Genomic DNA, 14,465 nt, shown 5'->3' with positions numbered 1-14,465 from the left:
TGCCGTCTCCTTGAATATTTCTGGTATTAATGCCGTCCTTGCATCCCGCTTCCGGCTCGACACAGGTTATCGGCCGAGTCTGAGAAAATGCTGACATCCCGGCCCCGGGAAAACCCCTAACTCACCTACCTGCGAACGGCACCATGCGCATTCTCGTCGTGGAGGACGATGCCGAAATCGGCGCGGCGATCCGCAGCCGCCTGGCGCGGCTCGGCCACGCCGTCGATCTCGAAACCGACGGCGCGACCGCGAACGGGCTGCTGCGCGTCGAGCGCTTCGATCTCGTCGTGCTCGATGCGAACCTGCCCGGCATGGACGGCTTCACGGTACTGCGCAACCTGCGCGCGTCCGGCAGCACGACACCCGTGCTGCTCGTCACCGCGCGCTCGGCGATCGACGACCGCGTGAGCGGCCTCGGCCTCGGCGCCGACGACTACCTCGTGAAGCCGTTCGACTACCGCGAACTCGACGCACGCGTGCAGGCGCTCCTGCGCCGCAACAGCGGCCACGCGAACGACGTGCTGACGCTCGGCGGCCTCGTGATCGACCGCAGCAGCCGCCTCGCGGAACTCGACGGGCAGCCGCTGTCGCTGTCGCGCCAGGAATTCGCGCTGCTCGAAATCCTCGCGAGCCGTCCGCAGCGCATCTTCTCGAAGGAAGAACTGCTGAATCAATTGTTCAGCTTCGGCAACGAGCCGACCGCGAACGCGGTCGAGCAATACGTGACGCGCGTGCGCCGGAAGCTGCAGGGCAGCTCGGTCGAGATCCGCACCGCGCGCGGGATGGGGTATCAGATTGCCGCGCATTGACTGGTTCCCGAAGACGCTGTTCGGGCGCACGCTGCTGTTCATCGCGCTCGTCGTCGCGACCGGCGCGCTCGCGCTCGCGGCGATCGCGCGCTACTACGCGGGCGTCGCGGCCGAACGCGCTTACGACCAGTTGCTGGCGGGCGCATCGATCCAGGTCGCCGAAAACCTCTACGTGCAAGGCGGCGTGCTCGCGCTGAATCCGCCGGTGGCCGCGTTGTCGACGCTGTCGCGCTACGACCTCGTCTATTACAAGGTGGTCGATTCGCGCGGCGTGGTCGTGGCCGGCTATCACGATCTCGCGAGCCCCGCGACGCTCGCCGCCGCGAAACAGGGGCCCGCGTTCGCGAATGCCGTCTACCAGGGGCACCGGGTGCGCACCGCGACGATCGCGCGCTACATGCCCGAGGAAAGCACGCCGGGCTGGGCGCTCGTGACGGTTGCGCAGACAACCAACGCGCGTCAGCAGCTGACGAACGACATGAGCATCAAGGTGTGGACGCTGATCCTGTTGATGAGCGTGCTCGCGATCGGCGCGAGCGGCCTCGCGATCCGGCGCGGGCTGCGCCCGCTCGCGCAGATCGGCACGATCATCGCCGCGCGCGACCCGGCCGACCTCCGGCCGGTGGCCGTCGATACGCCGAGCGAAATCGACGCGATCATCGGCTCGATCAATGGCCTGATGCACCGCCTCGCCGAGCGGATCAACGCGATGCAGCGCTTCATCGCCGACGCCGCGCACCAGATGCGCACGCCGCTCGCTCGGCTCGACGCGCAGATCGAGCTGCTCGACGGCGAATCCGATCCCGCGCGTCACGCGGCGCGGCTCGATGCGCTACGCGCGACCTCGTCGGACGTCGGCCGGCTCACTGGCCAGTTGCTCAATCATGCGATGGTGATTCATCGCACCGAGGCCGTGCCGCTGCAACCGGTCGAACTCGTCGCGCTCGCGAAAGAGGTCCTGGGCCGCACGATTCCGCTCGCCGGCGAGCGCGACGTGGCCGTCGCGTTCGCGAGCGACGCGCCGCACGCATGGATCGACGGCGATGCGATCAGTCTGCAGGAAGCGCTGTCGAACGTGCTGCACAACGCGCTGCTGCACGGCCATGCGGACGACATCGTCGTGTCGGTTGCGACCATGGGCAACGCGGATCAAGCGGTGACGCTGACCGTCACCGACAACGGGCGCGGGATACCGCGCGAGCATTGGGACGCGGCGTTGCAGCCGTTCGTGCGGATCGCGCCGGACGGCAGCGAGCGACGTACGGGGTCCGGGCTCGGGCTCGCGATCGTGCAGGAAGTGATGAAGGCGCACGGCGGGCGCGTCGGGTTCGCGTTTCCCGATGCGGGCGGGTTCGCGGTGGTGCTGACGTTTCCGCGCGCGGCGACGACGCCCGCCGCAAGCGACGCTTAGGCAACCGCGGATCCAGCGCAGGCACGCCCGATCGAACGCCACCGGGTGGCGCGCGTTCAGTCGTCGCTGTTCCGATCGTCGTCGGCGTGGCGTTGCGCGTGTCGCGCAACCCGTTGATCCAGCTCGTCATACTGGCGGTCGCAGAACAACCGGCACAACGCATCGACGTCGACGCGCGTTCTCACGTCGATCGTGTCGACGTGCTGCTCCAGCTTGCCCTTGCCGATGCCGAAGAGCCCTTTCTTCATCCGCATGGACACCGCATTCAGCTGGAAGCCGTTCGAATGCGCATCCGTCAACGCAGTCACCCACAGCTCGCGCTGATCGTCGGCATGCTGCAGCACGAGCTGCCGGGAGCGGGCCGTCCTGCGTCTCGTTCCATTCGACGTGCTGGGCCGCCCAAGGGAACGCATCGATCGCATGAACGAACGACGCGTAGTCGGTCGCGCCCTGCTGATCGAGCTGATTGAAATCGTAGCCGACTTTCTGGATGGAATAGGTCAACATGGCGCGGTGCTCTCCGTGGTGTCGATCGCGACAGAACGCCAATCTACTCCACATTTGACGACGGTTGGCAGCACCTGCTTGCGCCGCCTACGTCGCCACCGCCTCCCCACCGAGATACGCATCGCGCACGCGTTCGTCGTCGAGCAGCGTTTTCGCGGGCCCTTCCAGCACGACGCGCCCCGTCTGCAGCACATACCCGTAGTGCGCGATCTCCAGCGCGAGGCTCGCGTTCTGCTCGACCATGAACACCGTCACGCCTTGCTTGTTGATCGCGTCGATCAGCTCCAGCACCTTGTCGACGTAGAGCGGCGACAGCCCCATCGTCGGCTCGTCCATGCAGATCAGTTTCGGCCGCGCCATCAACGCGCGCGCCATCGCGAGCATCTGCTGCTCGCCGCCCGACAGCGTGCCCGCGCGTTGCGTCAATCGTTCACGTACACGCGGAAACAGATCGAGCACACGCTCGTAGTCGTCGGCCACCGCCGCACGATCGCCACGCGTGTATGCGCCCATCAGCAGGTTCTCGCGCACGCTCATGTCGCCGAACAGCCGCCGCGCCTCGGGCACGGCCGCGATCCCGCGCCGCACGCGCTGCGGCGTCGCGAGCGCCGTCACGTCGTCGCCGTCGAAACGCACGACGCCGCGGCGCGGGCGCATCAGCCCGAGAATCAGCTTCATCGTCGTCGACTTGCCGCTCGCGTTGCCACCGAGCAGGCTGACGATCTGCCCGCGGCCGACTTCGAAATTCACGTCGAAATGCACCTGCACCGGTCCGTAGAACGTGTCGAGATGTTCGAGTTTCAGCAGCGCGTCGGTCATGGTCGTATCAGGCACGGAAGATTGCACGGTCATGCGGCCGCCTGCGCGGTGCGCTCGGCCGGTGTGCCGCCCGCGTGGCGGCGGCCGAGATAGGCTTCGATCACGCGCGGATCGTGCCGCACGTCGCGCGGCGCGCCTTCGGCGATCTTCACGCCGTTGTCGAGCACCATCACGCGGTCCGACACGCGCATCACGAGTTCGAGCTTGTGCTCGATCAGCAGGATCGTCAGCCCGCGCGCTTTCAGCGACTGGATCAGCTGCAGCATCTCGGCCGTCTCCGTCTCGTTCATCCCGGCCGTCGGCTCGTCGAGCAGCAGCAGGCGCGGATGCAGCGCGAGCGCGCGGCCGATCTCCACGCGCCGCCGGTTCGCATACGACAGGCTGTGCGCCGGATGATCGATGCGCGGCGTGAGCCGTTCGCCGAACCCGGCGACGATTGCGCGCGCCTCTTCACGCAATGCCGCTTCCTCGCGCCGCACCGACGCGGGCCGCACCAGCGCGCGCAGCACTTCGGCGGCCGCGCCGAGCGCCGGCCAGCCGGGCCGCGCCGCACGCAGCCGCGCGTGCGCGCCGATCAGCACGTTGTCGAGCACGCTCAGGTTGCCGAACACGCGGCCGTGCTGAAACGTGCGCGCGATGCCGAGCGCCGCGAGCCGCTCGGGCGCGGTGCCCGTGATGTCGCGGCCGTCGAACGTCACGCGGCCGGCGTCGGGCCGGTCGGCGCCCGCGATCAGGTTGAACAGCGTCGACTTGCCCGCGCCGTTGGGGCCGATCACGCTCAGCAGTTCGCCGTCCGCCAGCGTCAGGTTCGCGCCGTCGAGCGCGGTCACGCCGTCGAAGCGGCGCGTCAAACCCCGCACGTCGAGCAGGGGTCGAGTGGTCGTCATCGCATTCCTCCTCACACCGTGCCGAGCAGGCCTTGCGGCCGGAACCGGACGAGCAGCAGCAGCACGAGGCCGTAGATCAGCATCCGGTAGTCGGCCGCCCAGCGGAACAGCTCGGGCAGCCCGATCAGCGCGATCACGCCGACGATGCCGCCGAGCACGTTGCCGAGCCCGCCGAGGATCACCATCGTCAGCGCGAGGATCGACACCTGCGAATCGAAGGTCTGGTGATTGATGTAGCTGTACAGATGCGCGGCGATCCCGCCGCTCACGCCCGCCGCGACGCCGCCGACCGCGAACGCGATCGCCTTGTAGCGGTTCGGCGCGATGCCGTGCGCCCGCGCGGCGACGTCGTCCTCGCGCACCGCGCGCAGCGTGCGGCCCAGATGCGAACGCAGCAGCCTCACCTGCACGAGCGCGAACACGACGAGCACCGCGAACGTGAACCAGTACGCGGCGCGCGCGGTCGTCGCCCACGGCAGCGGCGCGATGCCGGTGATGCCGAGCGGGCCGCGCGTCAGGCCGTCCCAGTTCAGGATCACGAGGCTCACCACTTCGCCGATGCCGAGCGTCGCGATCGACACGTAGTGTCCGCGCAGCCGGAACGCCGGATAGACGAGCAGCGTGCCGAGCACGGCGGTGATCGCGCCCGCGCACGGAATCGTCACGGCCGGCGACCAGCCGAGATCCGACGACAGCAGCGCCGACGCATACGCGCCGATCACGAGCAGCGCCGCATGACCAAGCGAGATCTGCCCGACCGTGCCGGCAACGAGCGTGAGGCTCAATGCGAGCAGCCCGTACAGCCACGCATTGGTCAGCGTCTGCAGCACGTAAGGCGATGCGCCGAACCACGGCAGCACGGCCGCCGCCGCGATCAGCGCGACGAGCGCCGGGCGCGGCACGCGCACGGCTTTCGCGGCGGCGAGGAAGGTGCCCGTCATCGGCTCGGGCGGCAGCGCGCGGTTCGCGCTGAACAAGCCGTTCGGCCGCCACACGAGGAATACGATCAGCAGCCCGAACGCGAACAGGTCGCGATAGCTGGTGCCGAACAGCGCGACGCCGTAGCTTTCGACGAGACCGAGCAGCAGGCTGCCGGCGATCGCGCCCGGCACGTTGCCGAGCCCGCCGATCAGCAGCGCGACCACGCCCTTCAGCGTCGCCTGGAAGCCCATCGCCGGATCGATGCTGTTGTAGTACATGCCGACCAGCAGCCCGCTCACGCCGCCGAGCGCGCACGCGATCGCGAACACGGTCTGGTTCACGCGATCGACGTCGACACCCATCTGCAACGCGGCATCGCGATCCTGCGCGGTCGCGCGCACGGCCCAGCCGAGCCGCGTGAAGCGCAGGAAGCCGTACAGCAGCGCGGCCGCCGCGATGCCGATGCCCGCGATCAGCAGGTCGAGCGAGCCGAGCGTCGCGCCGGCGATTCGCACGTGCCAGTCGGGCAGCGGCGTCGGCACCGCGCGCGGGTCCGCGCCGAACGCGAGCTGCGCGAGCTGATCGAGGATGAAGCTGATGCCGATCGTCGCGAGCAGCGGCGCGATGCGCGCGGCATGGCGCAGCGGCCGCAGCCCGATCCGCTCGATCGCGATGCCGAGCGCGCCGCAACCGACCACGACCGCCGCGAGCGCGACAGGCAGCGGCAGCCCCAAGCGCGTCAGACACAGCCAGCCGATGAACGCGCCGACCATGTACACCGAACCGTGCGCGAAGTTGATCAGGTGCGACACGCCGAAGATCAGCGCGAGCCCGACCGCGAGCAGCGCGTAGATGTTGCCGACGATGAGGCCGTTGAGCGTGTAGTCGAGCCAGGAAGCCATTACGATGCGTCCGTCAGGTGCAGGCGGTTCATGTCGGGTTCAGCGCGCCGCGAGCTGCGGCTTCGCGCCGTCCCACAGCGCCCACTGCCCGTGCTTCACGACCAGATACACGGTGCGCGCGCCCGCGACGCGGCGCGTCTGCGGATCGAAGCGCACCTTGCCGAAGATCACGCTCGGCACGTCGCCGATCTTCGCGAAGCCGTCGTGCGCGGCCTGGCGCGTCGTGCCGTAGCGGCGCAGCACTTCGGCCGACAGGATCAGCGCGTCGTACGCGCGCGCGACGAATGAATCGGGATCGGCGTGGAATTTCGCGCGATAGCGCTGCACGAACGCCTGTACCTCGGGGCGCGGTTCGGCCGGGAAGAAGTTCGATTCCGTATAGACACCGTCGACAGCCGTGCCGCCCAGTTCGAGGAACTTCGGCGAATACACGGAGCCCACCGCCGCGATCGGCAGCGTGACGCCGGACGTGCGCGCCTGGCGCACGATCTGCGCGCCGTCCGCGTAGTACGAAATCAGCACGATCGAATCGGGCTTCGATTCGCCGATGCGCACGAGTGTCGAGCGGAAATCCTTCTCCGCCGGCTGGTAGCCTTCGGCCGCGACGACCTGCGCGCCGAGCCCCGTCACCGCCTTCGCGAAGATGTCCTTGCTGGTGCGGCCCCAGTCCGTGTTCAGGTACAGCACCGCGATCCGCTTGAAGCCGAGTTCCTTCACCGCATAGCGCGCGAGCAGCGGCTGTTCCTCCGCCTGGCTCAGCGCGGTGCTCCACAGATAGTCGCCGCCCTTCGTGAAATCCGGATGGGAATTCGTGAAGCCGAACTGGATCAGTTGCCCGCGCTGGTAGATCGGCGACGCGGCCATCGACGTCGCGCTCGAGAAGTCGCCGAGCTCGATCGCGATGCGCGGATCGGCGACGAACTTCTGCGCGATCGCCACCGCCTGGCGCGGGTCGCTGCGGCTGTCCTGGAAGTCGATCGCGAGCGGCCGGCCGTGAATGCCGCCGCTGCCGTTGATCTCGTCGAGCGCGAGATCGAAGCCGCGCTTCCACTGCTCGCCGTATTGCGCGTCCTGGCCCGTGAGCGGCCCGCTCACGCCGATCACCACCGGCTCGCCCGACACGCCGGCCGCGAGCGCGCCGCCCGTCGACAAGCCCCATGCGGCAGCGAGCGCCGCCACCGTGCCCAGCACGCGCCGCCATGCGCCGCGTGCGTCGTTCCCCGAAACGTTCATGCGTCCCCCAGCTTCCGTCAATCGAAAAGAGTGAGGGCATGTAACCATCGGGTTCGGGACGATCCAACGAAGTTTTGCGCATATCGATATCGCCTGCGGCGCGAAGCGGATGACGCTCATGATCGATCGTGGCTGCCCGCTGCCTCGATCGACATGCCGGCATGCATCGCATCGCATTGATTCGATTGGCGTTTCGTTCTCGTCACCCCGCGCAGCCGGCGCGCATGCGCGCATGGCCGGCCGCCGCGACGCTCGCCTGCTTCGCAGTTTTCCCGCTGTCGATAGCAAAAATCATTATATGAATCGTGCATGCTCACGCTCCTACAATGCGCAAATCGCATCATCGGAACGCGTCATGGAGTTGCATCAACTCGAAGCCTTTTCCGCGGTCATGTCGGCCGGCAGCGTCACCGGCGCGGGCGAACTGCTCGGTCGCTCGCAGCCGGCCGTCACGCGGCAGATCCAGGAACTCGAAGCCGATCTCGGTTATGCATTGTTCGACCGGCACGGCCCGCGCGTCACGCCGACGCGGCGCGCGTTCCTGCTGTACGAGGAAGTCGAACGCTCGCTGGTCGGCTTGCGCGCGATCGAGGCGCGGGCCCGCGCGCTCGGCGACGAAACCGCCGAACCCGTGCGCATCGCGGCCACGCCGTCGCTCGCGGCCACGCTCGTGCCGGCCGCGCTCGCCGCGCTGCCCGACGACGCGCATGCGCCGCACTACCAGTTGCGCAGCGAGTCGGCCGAGCATGTCGTGCACGAGGTGCTGGCCGGCACGGCCGATGTCGGCGTCGTCACGCTGCCGATGGCGCATGCCGGGCTCGACGTGCACTGGATCGCGCAGACGCCGTGCGTCGCCGTGCTGCCAGCCGGCGATCCGCTCGCCGCGAAATCGCGCATCGCGCTGCGCGACCTCGCGCGGCGCCGCATCGTGACGGTCGCGAACCGGCACCGGCTGCGCCAGCGGATCGACGCGGCATTCGCGGCCGCGCGTGTCGAGGCGCGCGTGTTCATCGAAACCAATGCGTCGCTGAATGCGGTGATGGCCGCGCGCGCGGGCATCGGGATCGGCATCGTCGATCCGGCTACCGGCGTCGCGCTGCCGGTGGACGGCGTCGTCGCACGCCCGCTCGACGTCGACATCCCGTTCGCGTTCGGCGTCGCGACGCCGGCCGGCAAGGCGCGCTCGGCGGCCGTCGATGCGCTGCTCGACGCGCTGCGCCGCACGACGCGCGCGCTGCTCGACGACGTGATTTTTCACGACGCCGCCGCGCACGATGCGCTGCTGCGCGGCGACCGGCTGCGCACCGCCCGCACGGCACGCCCGCCTCGACCGACCCGTGCACGCCGCACACGGCCGGAGGTCGCATGACGACCCAGCTCGACGCACTCGAAGCACGGCTCGCGCAGGACCTGCGCTGGCTCGACCTGCCCGCGCCGTCGTGGGTGCCGCCACGTGAAGTGGACGGCGCGCGCGTGCTCGACGTCGCGATCGTCGGCGGCGGCATGGCCGGGCTCGCGGCATCCGCCGAACTGCGCCTGCTCGGCATCGACAACCAGTGCGTGATCGACCGCGCGCCGGCCGGCTACGAAGGCCCGTGGGTCACGTTCGCGCGGATGGAGACGCTGCGTTCGCCGAAGCAGCTTGCGGGCCCCGCGCTCGGCCTGCCCGCGCTGACGTTCCGCGCGTGGTTCGAAGCGCAATACGGCCGCGACGCTTGGGATGCGCTGTACAAGATCCCGCGCCCGCAATGGATGGACTACCTGCGCTGGTATCGGCGCGTGCTCGACCTGCAGGTGCGCAACGACACGACGCTCGTCGCGCTGCGTCCACGTGAGGACGGCCTGCTCGCGCTCGATATCCGCGCAAACGGCGAAGGAGACACGCTGCTCGCGCGGCACGTCGTGCTCGCGACCGGCCGCGACGGCCTCGGCGGCCCGTACGTGCCGCCCGTCGCGCAACGCGCGCCGCGCGCACGCCGGGCCCATTCGTCGGAGCCGATCGATTTCGCCGCGCTCGCGGGCAAGCGCGTCGGCGTGGTCGGCGCGGGCGCGTCCGCGTTCGACAACGCGGGGACCGCGCTCGAAGCGGGCGCCGCGCGCGTCGACCTGTTCTTCCGCCGCGCGGATATTCCGCGCATCAACAAGCTGACCGGCATTGGCAGCCCGGGCCTCGTGCACGGCTACGCCGATCTCGACGACGCGACGAAGTGGCGCTTCATGCACTACGCGCTGACGTCGCAGACGCCGCCGCCGCGCGACAGCGTGCTGCGCGTCTCGCGTCACGACCATGCGCATTTCCATGCGGGCAGCCCGATCGAGACGCTCGCCGACCACGCGGACGGCCTCGACGTGACGACGCCGCGCGGCCGCTACACGGTCGACTTCCTGATCTTCGCGACGGGCTTTCATTCGGACTGGACGACGCGCGACGAAATCGCGTCGTTCGGCGCGCACGTGCGGCGCTGGAAGGATCGCTATCGACCGGACCCGGCGCTGTGGCTCGACGAGCTCGCCGAGTCGCCCGATCTCGGGCCCGCGTTCGCGTTTCAGGAGCGCGAGCGCGGTGCGTGCCCGGCCGTCACGCGCATCCATTGCTTCAATCATGCGGCGAGCCTGAGCCACGGCAAGCTGTCCGGCGACATTCCGGCCATCAGCGCGGGCGCGCAGCGGCTCGCGCGCGGCATTGCGAGCCGGCTGTTCGACGCCGATCGCGACCGCCACTACGACGCGCTCGTCGCCTACGCGAATGCCGAACTGCAAGGCGATGAATGGCGCGATGCCGGCGCCATCGGTCACTTTGACGACGAAGGAAAACCGAAACGATGACTGACTCCATCACGCCGGCCGCCGTGCCGGATACGATCGATGCGGCGGCCGGCCTCAGGGAAGGCGACGCCGTCGCCACGCTGCGCCGCGCACGCGGCAAGGTGCTGCTGCATACGCAACTGAGCGAAGCCGCGCTGTTCGATCCCTCCCTGCCCGATCTTTCGCCGGTCGAGCGGCTGCATGCGGCACGGTATGTCGCACGGCAGTCGAATGCGCACGCGCTGGCCGACATCTATCGCACGCGACTGCTCGACGCAGGCGGCACGCTCGACGACATCGAACGCGCCGATGCCGACGCGTTCGATGCGCTGCCTCGCCGCCTCGGCGCGATCCTGTCGCATGCGAAGCGCCTGACGCACGCCGCGGTCGACGCACGCGCGGCCGATCTCGACACGTTGAAATCGGCCGGACTCACGACGCCCGCGATCGTCGCGCTGTCGCAGCTCGTCTCGTTCGTCGCGTATCAGTTGCGCGTCGCCGCCGCCGCGCAGGCACTTCAGGCACGTGCCGCCAAGGAGGCCGCATGACGACTGCCACCCACGGCTTCACGTTCGACACGCTCGGCTGGCGCGCGTGGCTCGACACGGTCCCGCTCGACTCAGCGACGCCCGATCAGCTCGCGGTGCTCGAAGCGAGCCACCCGCAGGCGAAAACGTCCGACTATTACCGGCTGCTCGTCCATCTTCCCGAGATCCTGCTGCAGCGCTCGGGCGTATTCAACGCGATCATGTACGGCCCCGGCGGGCTGTCGCGCGCCGAGCGCGAACTGGCGAGCACGGCGGTGTCGCGCGTGAACGGCTGCGTGTACTGCGCGTCGGTGCATGCGCAGCGCTTTACGCAGCTCGCGAAACGCACCGATGCGATCGAGCAGGTGTTCGACGATCCGGCGACGGCCGGCACGACGGCGCGCGAACGCGCGATCGTCCGCTATGCGATCGCGTTGACCGAACGCCCCGACGCGATCGATGAAAGCGACATCGCCGCGCTCGAAGCCGAAGGGCTCACGCACGAGGAAATTCTCGACCTGTCGCACGCCATCGCGATCTTCGCGTGGGCGAACCGGCTGATGCTGACGCTCGGCGAGCCGGTGTTTCCGGCGCCGGCGGCCAGCGCCTGACCGCACGCAGGAACGTGGCGCGGCCCTGCCCGCGTCACGCCTTATGCGTCGACAACGAGATGCTCGTCCCGGTATTGGCGATCCCCGTTCGGCAACCGTGCGCGATGGCGCAGAAATCGGATCAGCGGAAAAGCGTCGCGACGTGGTGTCGCACGCCCGAATGAAACCGGCTTCGACGTCGTGCGATGAGCGGCGCGACCGAGACCGAGACCGAAACCGGACGCTTCGATCCGCGAACGAGATCGAAGCATCCCGGACCGCTCTCAATCGCCCAACAGTTTCAATCCGGCCGGCAGCGTTTCGCCGAACACGCGCACCGTATCGGCTTCGTCGAACGCGACCGCTTCACGGACCCTGTCGATCCACGCCGCGGATGCGCTCGCGGCCGACAGGCGCTTGATGACCGCCTCGCGCGTATCGTCCGGTAGATCGCGCGAGCGATCGCCCGTCATCCGCGCAATCTGTGCAGCCGCGAACGCAGCCGGCTCCACCTGTTTCCAGTCGAGCGCGAACAACGCGTCGAGCCAGCCGATGACGATTTCCGCCGGCACGACGCTATGCGCGCTGCCATAGAACGGCCGGCGCGCACCGATCCGCCCGAGCGCCCACGCGCACAACGCACGTTCGGCCGGCTTCTGCAATTGCACGATCAGGCGCTCGGCCAGCTCGACCTTGCGCTCGACAGGCAGCCGTTCGAGCGACGCGGACAACCGCGTCATGTCGGCCGGCCCGACCTTGGCCGGATCGAACGGCAGCTTGCGCCGCTTGTCGTCGGACGGTTCGAGGAACGCGATCGCGTCGCGCACCTGCGTCTGCGCATCGTCGTCGAGGCCGCCGGCCACACGCCGCCACAGCGTCCACCACTCGGACCACACCTGCGCGTCGGTCACGTATTGAATGCCGTCGTCGAACAGCGGCCACAGCTGCTCGATCCGCCATGCGTCGAGCGGATGGCCGAAGCCCGGACGCAGGCAATACCCAGCGAGATTCAGCCACGCGCGCTCGTGATCGGCCGAGCGGCGCCGCCGCCGCGCCCGCGCGAGCAATGCGTCGAACAGTTCACGCGCGAGCGCGACGTCCCAGTCTTCGCGCGCGCCGAGTACCTGTTCGAGTTGCGCGCGCAACCGGCGCGTGTCCTTCGGCGTGACGCCCGCGGCCTTGCTGCCGAACGAGCGCTCGATCAGCTCGATCGCCTGGTCGAGCCGCGGATGCCGGCTGGGCGAGGCATCGTCGCCGTGAACCGGCGCATCGCCGCGCAACTGGAACTCGAGCCGCCAGCGGCGCGCCGCATCGTCGGTCGCGATGCAATGCATTTCGAGCGTGCCGACCTCGGTCAGCGACGCGGTGAGCTTCACCGGCGTTTCGCGTGCGTCGCCGCCCGCCTTCGCGTCGACGACCGTCGCGATCGGCGGCAGCCGCACGAAATCGCCGCCGTCGAGATCGACGAGATCGCCGGGCCGGTACTTCGTGTCGGCCACCGTCGACACGAGGTGAAAACGCACCGGCTGCCCGAGCTGCAGCGCGAACGTGCGATCGTCGAGCCGGATCTCGCGGCCTTCTTCCGCGCCGCGCGGCAGCAGGCAGACGCCGCGTGCGGCAGCCCCCTCGGCGCCATCGTCGAGCACGAGGAAATAGCTGCGCGCGGAGCCGCCGCCGATGCGCGGCGCATGGCCGGCACGCGCGAGCCCATAGGCCACCGCGCCGCGCGCGACGGCCACGTCCGGATGCGCGTTGTGCAGCACGTCGAGCGGGGCGCCGCGCCACGCACCGAGCGTCTGCGCGAGACGGCCGGCGAGCGCGCCCGCGCGGAACACGCCGCCGTTGAGCAGCAGCGTGTCGGGCAGCGGGCCTTGCGCATGACGGTTCAGGAACGCGGCGACGTGGCGCGTGACGGCCGGGTCGCTCGCATACGGCAAGCCGAATTCGACGATTGCCGCGCGCGCACGGCGTGGCAATTCGCCGGCCTCGACCTGCGGAAAGAACCCGTCGACGACGATCTGCTCCACTTCCTGCCGCGTCAGCTCGGCCGAGCGCGCGCCGCCGACGAGCTTGCTGCCCGCGCCGAGCAGCGTGACGGTGACGGACGCCGGCGCGTCGTCGCCGAGCAGTCGCTCCTTCGCCGCGCGGCAGCGCTCGACGAGTTGCGACAGGCTCGCGGCCGACAGCCGCGTGCCGGGCTCGGTCAGCCGCGATTCGACCAGGCGCGCGAGCGCGAGGTCCATGTTGTCGCCGCCGAGCATCAGATGGTTGCCGACGCCGACGCGCGTAAAGGTCGGCTCGCCGTCGTCGCCCGGCGCGACGTCGACGAGCGTGAGGTCGGTCGTGCCGCCGCCGACGTCGCAGATCAGCACGCGCCGCGGCGCGGCGAACGTGTCGCGCAACGTCGCGCGCTGGCCGTACAGCCAGTCGTAGAACGCGGCCTGCGGTTCTTCGAGCAACCGCAGCGCCGGCAGTTTCGCGCGTCGCGCGGCCTCGACGGTCAACGCGCGCGCGCCGTCGTCGAACGACGCGGGCACCGTCAGGATCACGTCCTGCTGCGCGAGCGGCGCATCGGGAAAGCGCGCGTCCCACGCGTCGCGCACATGCGCGAGATAGCTCGCGCTCGCATCGACCGGCGATACCTTGTCGACGCCGTCGGCCGCGCCCCACGGCAGGATCGCCGCGAGCCGGTCGACCGACGCGTGCGACAGCCAGCTCTTCGCGCTCGACACGAGCCGGCCCGGCACCTGCGCGCCGAGCGTGCGCGCGTAGCGGCCGATCACGGCCGGCGGTGCATCGGTCTTGGCCGATTGCGCATTCGCCTTCGTGTTGGCCTTCGGATCGGCCGCCCACGGCAGCCGCAGCGCGTCCGGCGGCAGCTCGCCCGCCGCCGGGTGATAGCGCACCGACGGCAGCAGCGGCTGCGCGGCCACCGCGCCGGGGCCGACCAGTTGCTCGACGTCGAACACGCGGATCGCGTCGGAACCGGCCTCGACGTACGCGACGACCGTATTGCTCGTGCCGAGGTCGATGCCGACCGTATAACGCTTCATC

Annotated in this window: 11 protein-coding genes and 1 pseudogene; 6 read left to right on the top strand and 6 right to left on the bottom strand. The window is 69.6% G+C overall.

All coding sequences use genetic code 11. The features are described from left to right. Positions 1–143 precede the first annotated feature (143 nt). Both CFB49_RS18200 and CFB49_RS18195 read left to right on the top strand, forming a co-directional pair. Positions 144–809, top strand: a complete 666-nt coding sequence (locus CFB49_RS18200) for a response regulator transcription factor (protein ID WP_027782307.1) — start codon at positions 144–146, stop codon at positions 807–809. Beyond that, positions 796–2,220, top strand: coding sequence for a sensor histidine kinase (locus tag CFB49_RS18195; RefSeq protein ID WP_089491959.1), 1,425 nt, complete (start codon positions 796–798; stop codon positions 2,218–2,220). Before CFB49_RS18200 ends, CFB49_RS18195 begins: the two co-directional genes overlap by 14 nt. A 56-nt stretch (positions 2,221–2,276) precedes the next feature. On the opposite strand, the pseudogene CFB49_RS18190 reads toward CFB49_RS18195, so the two are convergent. From CFB49_RS18190 to CFB49_RS18170, 5 genes and pseudogenes are all read right to left on the bottom strand, one after another. Further along, positions 2,277–2,727, bottom strand: a pseudogene (locus CFB49_RS18190) (hypothetical protein). Between the two features lie 87 nt (positions 2,728–2,814). Next, complete coding sequence (locus tag CFB49_RS18185; protein ID WP_089491958.1) at positions 2,815–3,579, bottom strand: ABC transporter ATP-binding protein; 765 nt, start codon at positions 3,577–3,579, stop codon at positions 2,815–2,817. Continuing rightward, positions 3,576–4,433: an ABC transporter ATP-binding protein gene (locus CFB49_RS18180; protein WP_069618901.1), complete on the bottom strand. Its 858-nt coding sequence runs from the start codon at positions 4,431–4,433 to the stop codon at positions 3,576–3,578. Before CFB49_RS18180 ends, CFB49_RS18185 begins: the two co-directional genes overlap by 4 nt. Before the next feature lie 11 nt (positions 4,434–4,444). Continuing rightward, positions 4,445–6,256, bottom strand: a complete 1,812-nt coding sequence (locus CFB49_RS18175) for an ABC transporter permease (protein ID WP_089491957.1) — start codon at positions 6,254–6,256, stop codon at positions 4,445–4,447. A gap of 39 nt (positions 6,257–6,295) precedes the next feature. Then, complete coding sequence (locus CFB49_RS18170) at positions 6,296–7,489, bottom strand: ABC transporter substrate-binding protein (protein ID WP_089491956.1); 1,194 nt, start codon at positions 7,487–7,489, stop codon at positions 6,296–6,298. A gap of 355 nt (positions 7,490–7,844) precedes the next feature. Between CFB49_RS18170 and CFB49_RS18165 the strand changes: the two genes are divergently transcribed. From CFB49_RS18165 to CFB49_RS18150, 4 genes are read left to right on the top strand one after another with little or no spacing between them, the layout of a single operon-like run. After that, positions 7,845–8,858, top strand: coding sequence for a LysR family transcriptional regulator (locus tag CFB49_RS18165; protein ID WP_089436000.1), 1,014 nt, complete (start codon positions 7,845–7,847; stop codon positions 8,856–8,858). Further along, on the top strand, positions 8,855–10,315 hold the full coding sequence (locus tag CFB49_RS18160; RefSeq protein WP_089491955.1) for an NAD(P)-binding domain-containing protein: 1,461 nt from the start codon (positions 8,855–8,857) through the stop codon (positions 10,313–10,315). The genes CFB49_RS18165 and CFB49_RS18160 overlap by 4 nt, the downstream gene beginning before the upstream one ends. Continuing rightward, positions 10,312–10,842, top strand: coding sequence for a CMD domain-containing protein (locus tag CFB49_RS18155; protein ID WP_089491954.1), 531 nt, complete (start codon positions 10,312–10,314; stop codon positions 10,840–10,842). Before CFB49_RS18160 ends, CFB49_RS18155 begins: the two co-directional genes overlap by 4 nt. Beyond that, positions 10,839–11,432 (top strand): peroxidase-related enzyme, encoded by a 594-nt coding sequence (locus CFB49_RS18150; protein ID WP_089491953.1) that lies wholly within the window; start codon positions 10,839–10,841, stop codon positions 11,430–11,432. The genes CFB49_RS18155 and CFB49_RS18150 overlap by 4 nt, the downstream gene beginning before the upstream one ends. A gap of 263 nt (positions 11,433–11,695) precedes the next feature. Here CFB49_RS18150 and CFB49_RS18145 read toward each other — a convergent pair whose 3' ends face one another. Continuing rightward, a complete protein-coding gene (locus tag CFB49_RS18145) occupies positions 11,696–14,464 on the bottom strand; it encodes an Hsp70 family protein (RefSeq protein ID WP_089491952.1) in 2,769 nt (922 codons plus the stop codon). Between the last annotated feature and the right edge of the window lies 1 nt (position 14,465).

Source organism: Burkholderia sp. AU17457 (assembly GCF_002223255.1).
GTDB lineage: Bacteria > Pseudomonadota > Gammaproteobacteria > Burkholderiales > Burkholderiaceae > Burkholderia > Burkholderia sola.
The sequence above is the reverse complement of the archived record's forward strand: the minus strand, read 5'-3'. Positions and strand labels throughout refer to the sequence as shown.

Coding starts and splice junctions, on each gene's coding strand:
- CFB49_RS18200 (WP_027782307.1), top strand. CDS start 144: ATGCGCATTCTCGTCGTGGAGGACGATGCCGAAATCGGCGCGGCGATC.
- CFB49_RS18185 (WP_089491958.1), bottom strand. CDS start 3,579: ATGACCGTGCAATCTTCCGTGCCTGATACGACCATGACCGACGCGCTG.
- CFB49_RS18180 (WP_069618901.1), bottom strand. CDS start 4,433: ATGACGACCACTCGACCCCTGCTCGACGTGCGGGGTTTGACGCGCCGC.
- CFB49_RS18175 (WP_089491957.1), bottom strand. CDS start 6,256: ATGGCTTCCTGGCTCGACTACACGCTCAACGGCCTCATCGTCGGCAAC.
- CFB49_RS18170 (WP_089491956.1), bottom strand. CDS start 7,489: ATGAACGTTTCGGGGAACGACGCACGCGGCGCATGGCGGCGCGTGCTG.
- CFB49_RS18165 (WP_089436000.1), top strand. CDS start 7,845: ATGGAGTTGCATCAACTCGAAGCCTTTTCCGCGGTCATGTCGGCCGGC.
- CFB49_RS18160 (WP_089491955.1), top strand. CDS start 8,855: ATGACGACCCAGCTCGACGCACTCGAAGCACGGCTCGCGCAGGACCTG.
- CFB49_RS18155 (WP_089491954.1), top strand. CDS start 10,312: ATGACTGACTCCATCACGCCGGCCGCCGTGCCGGATACGATCGATGCG.
- CFB49_RS18150 (WP_089491953.1), top strand. CDS start 10,839: ATGACGACTGCCACCCACGGCTTCACGTTCGACACGCTCGGCTGGCGC.
- CFB49_RS18145 (WP_089491952.1), bottom strand. CDS start 14,464: ATGAAGCGTTATACGGTCGGCATCGACCTCGGCACGAGCAATACGGTC.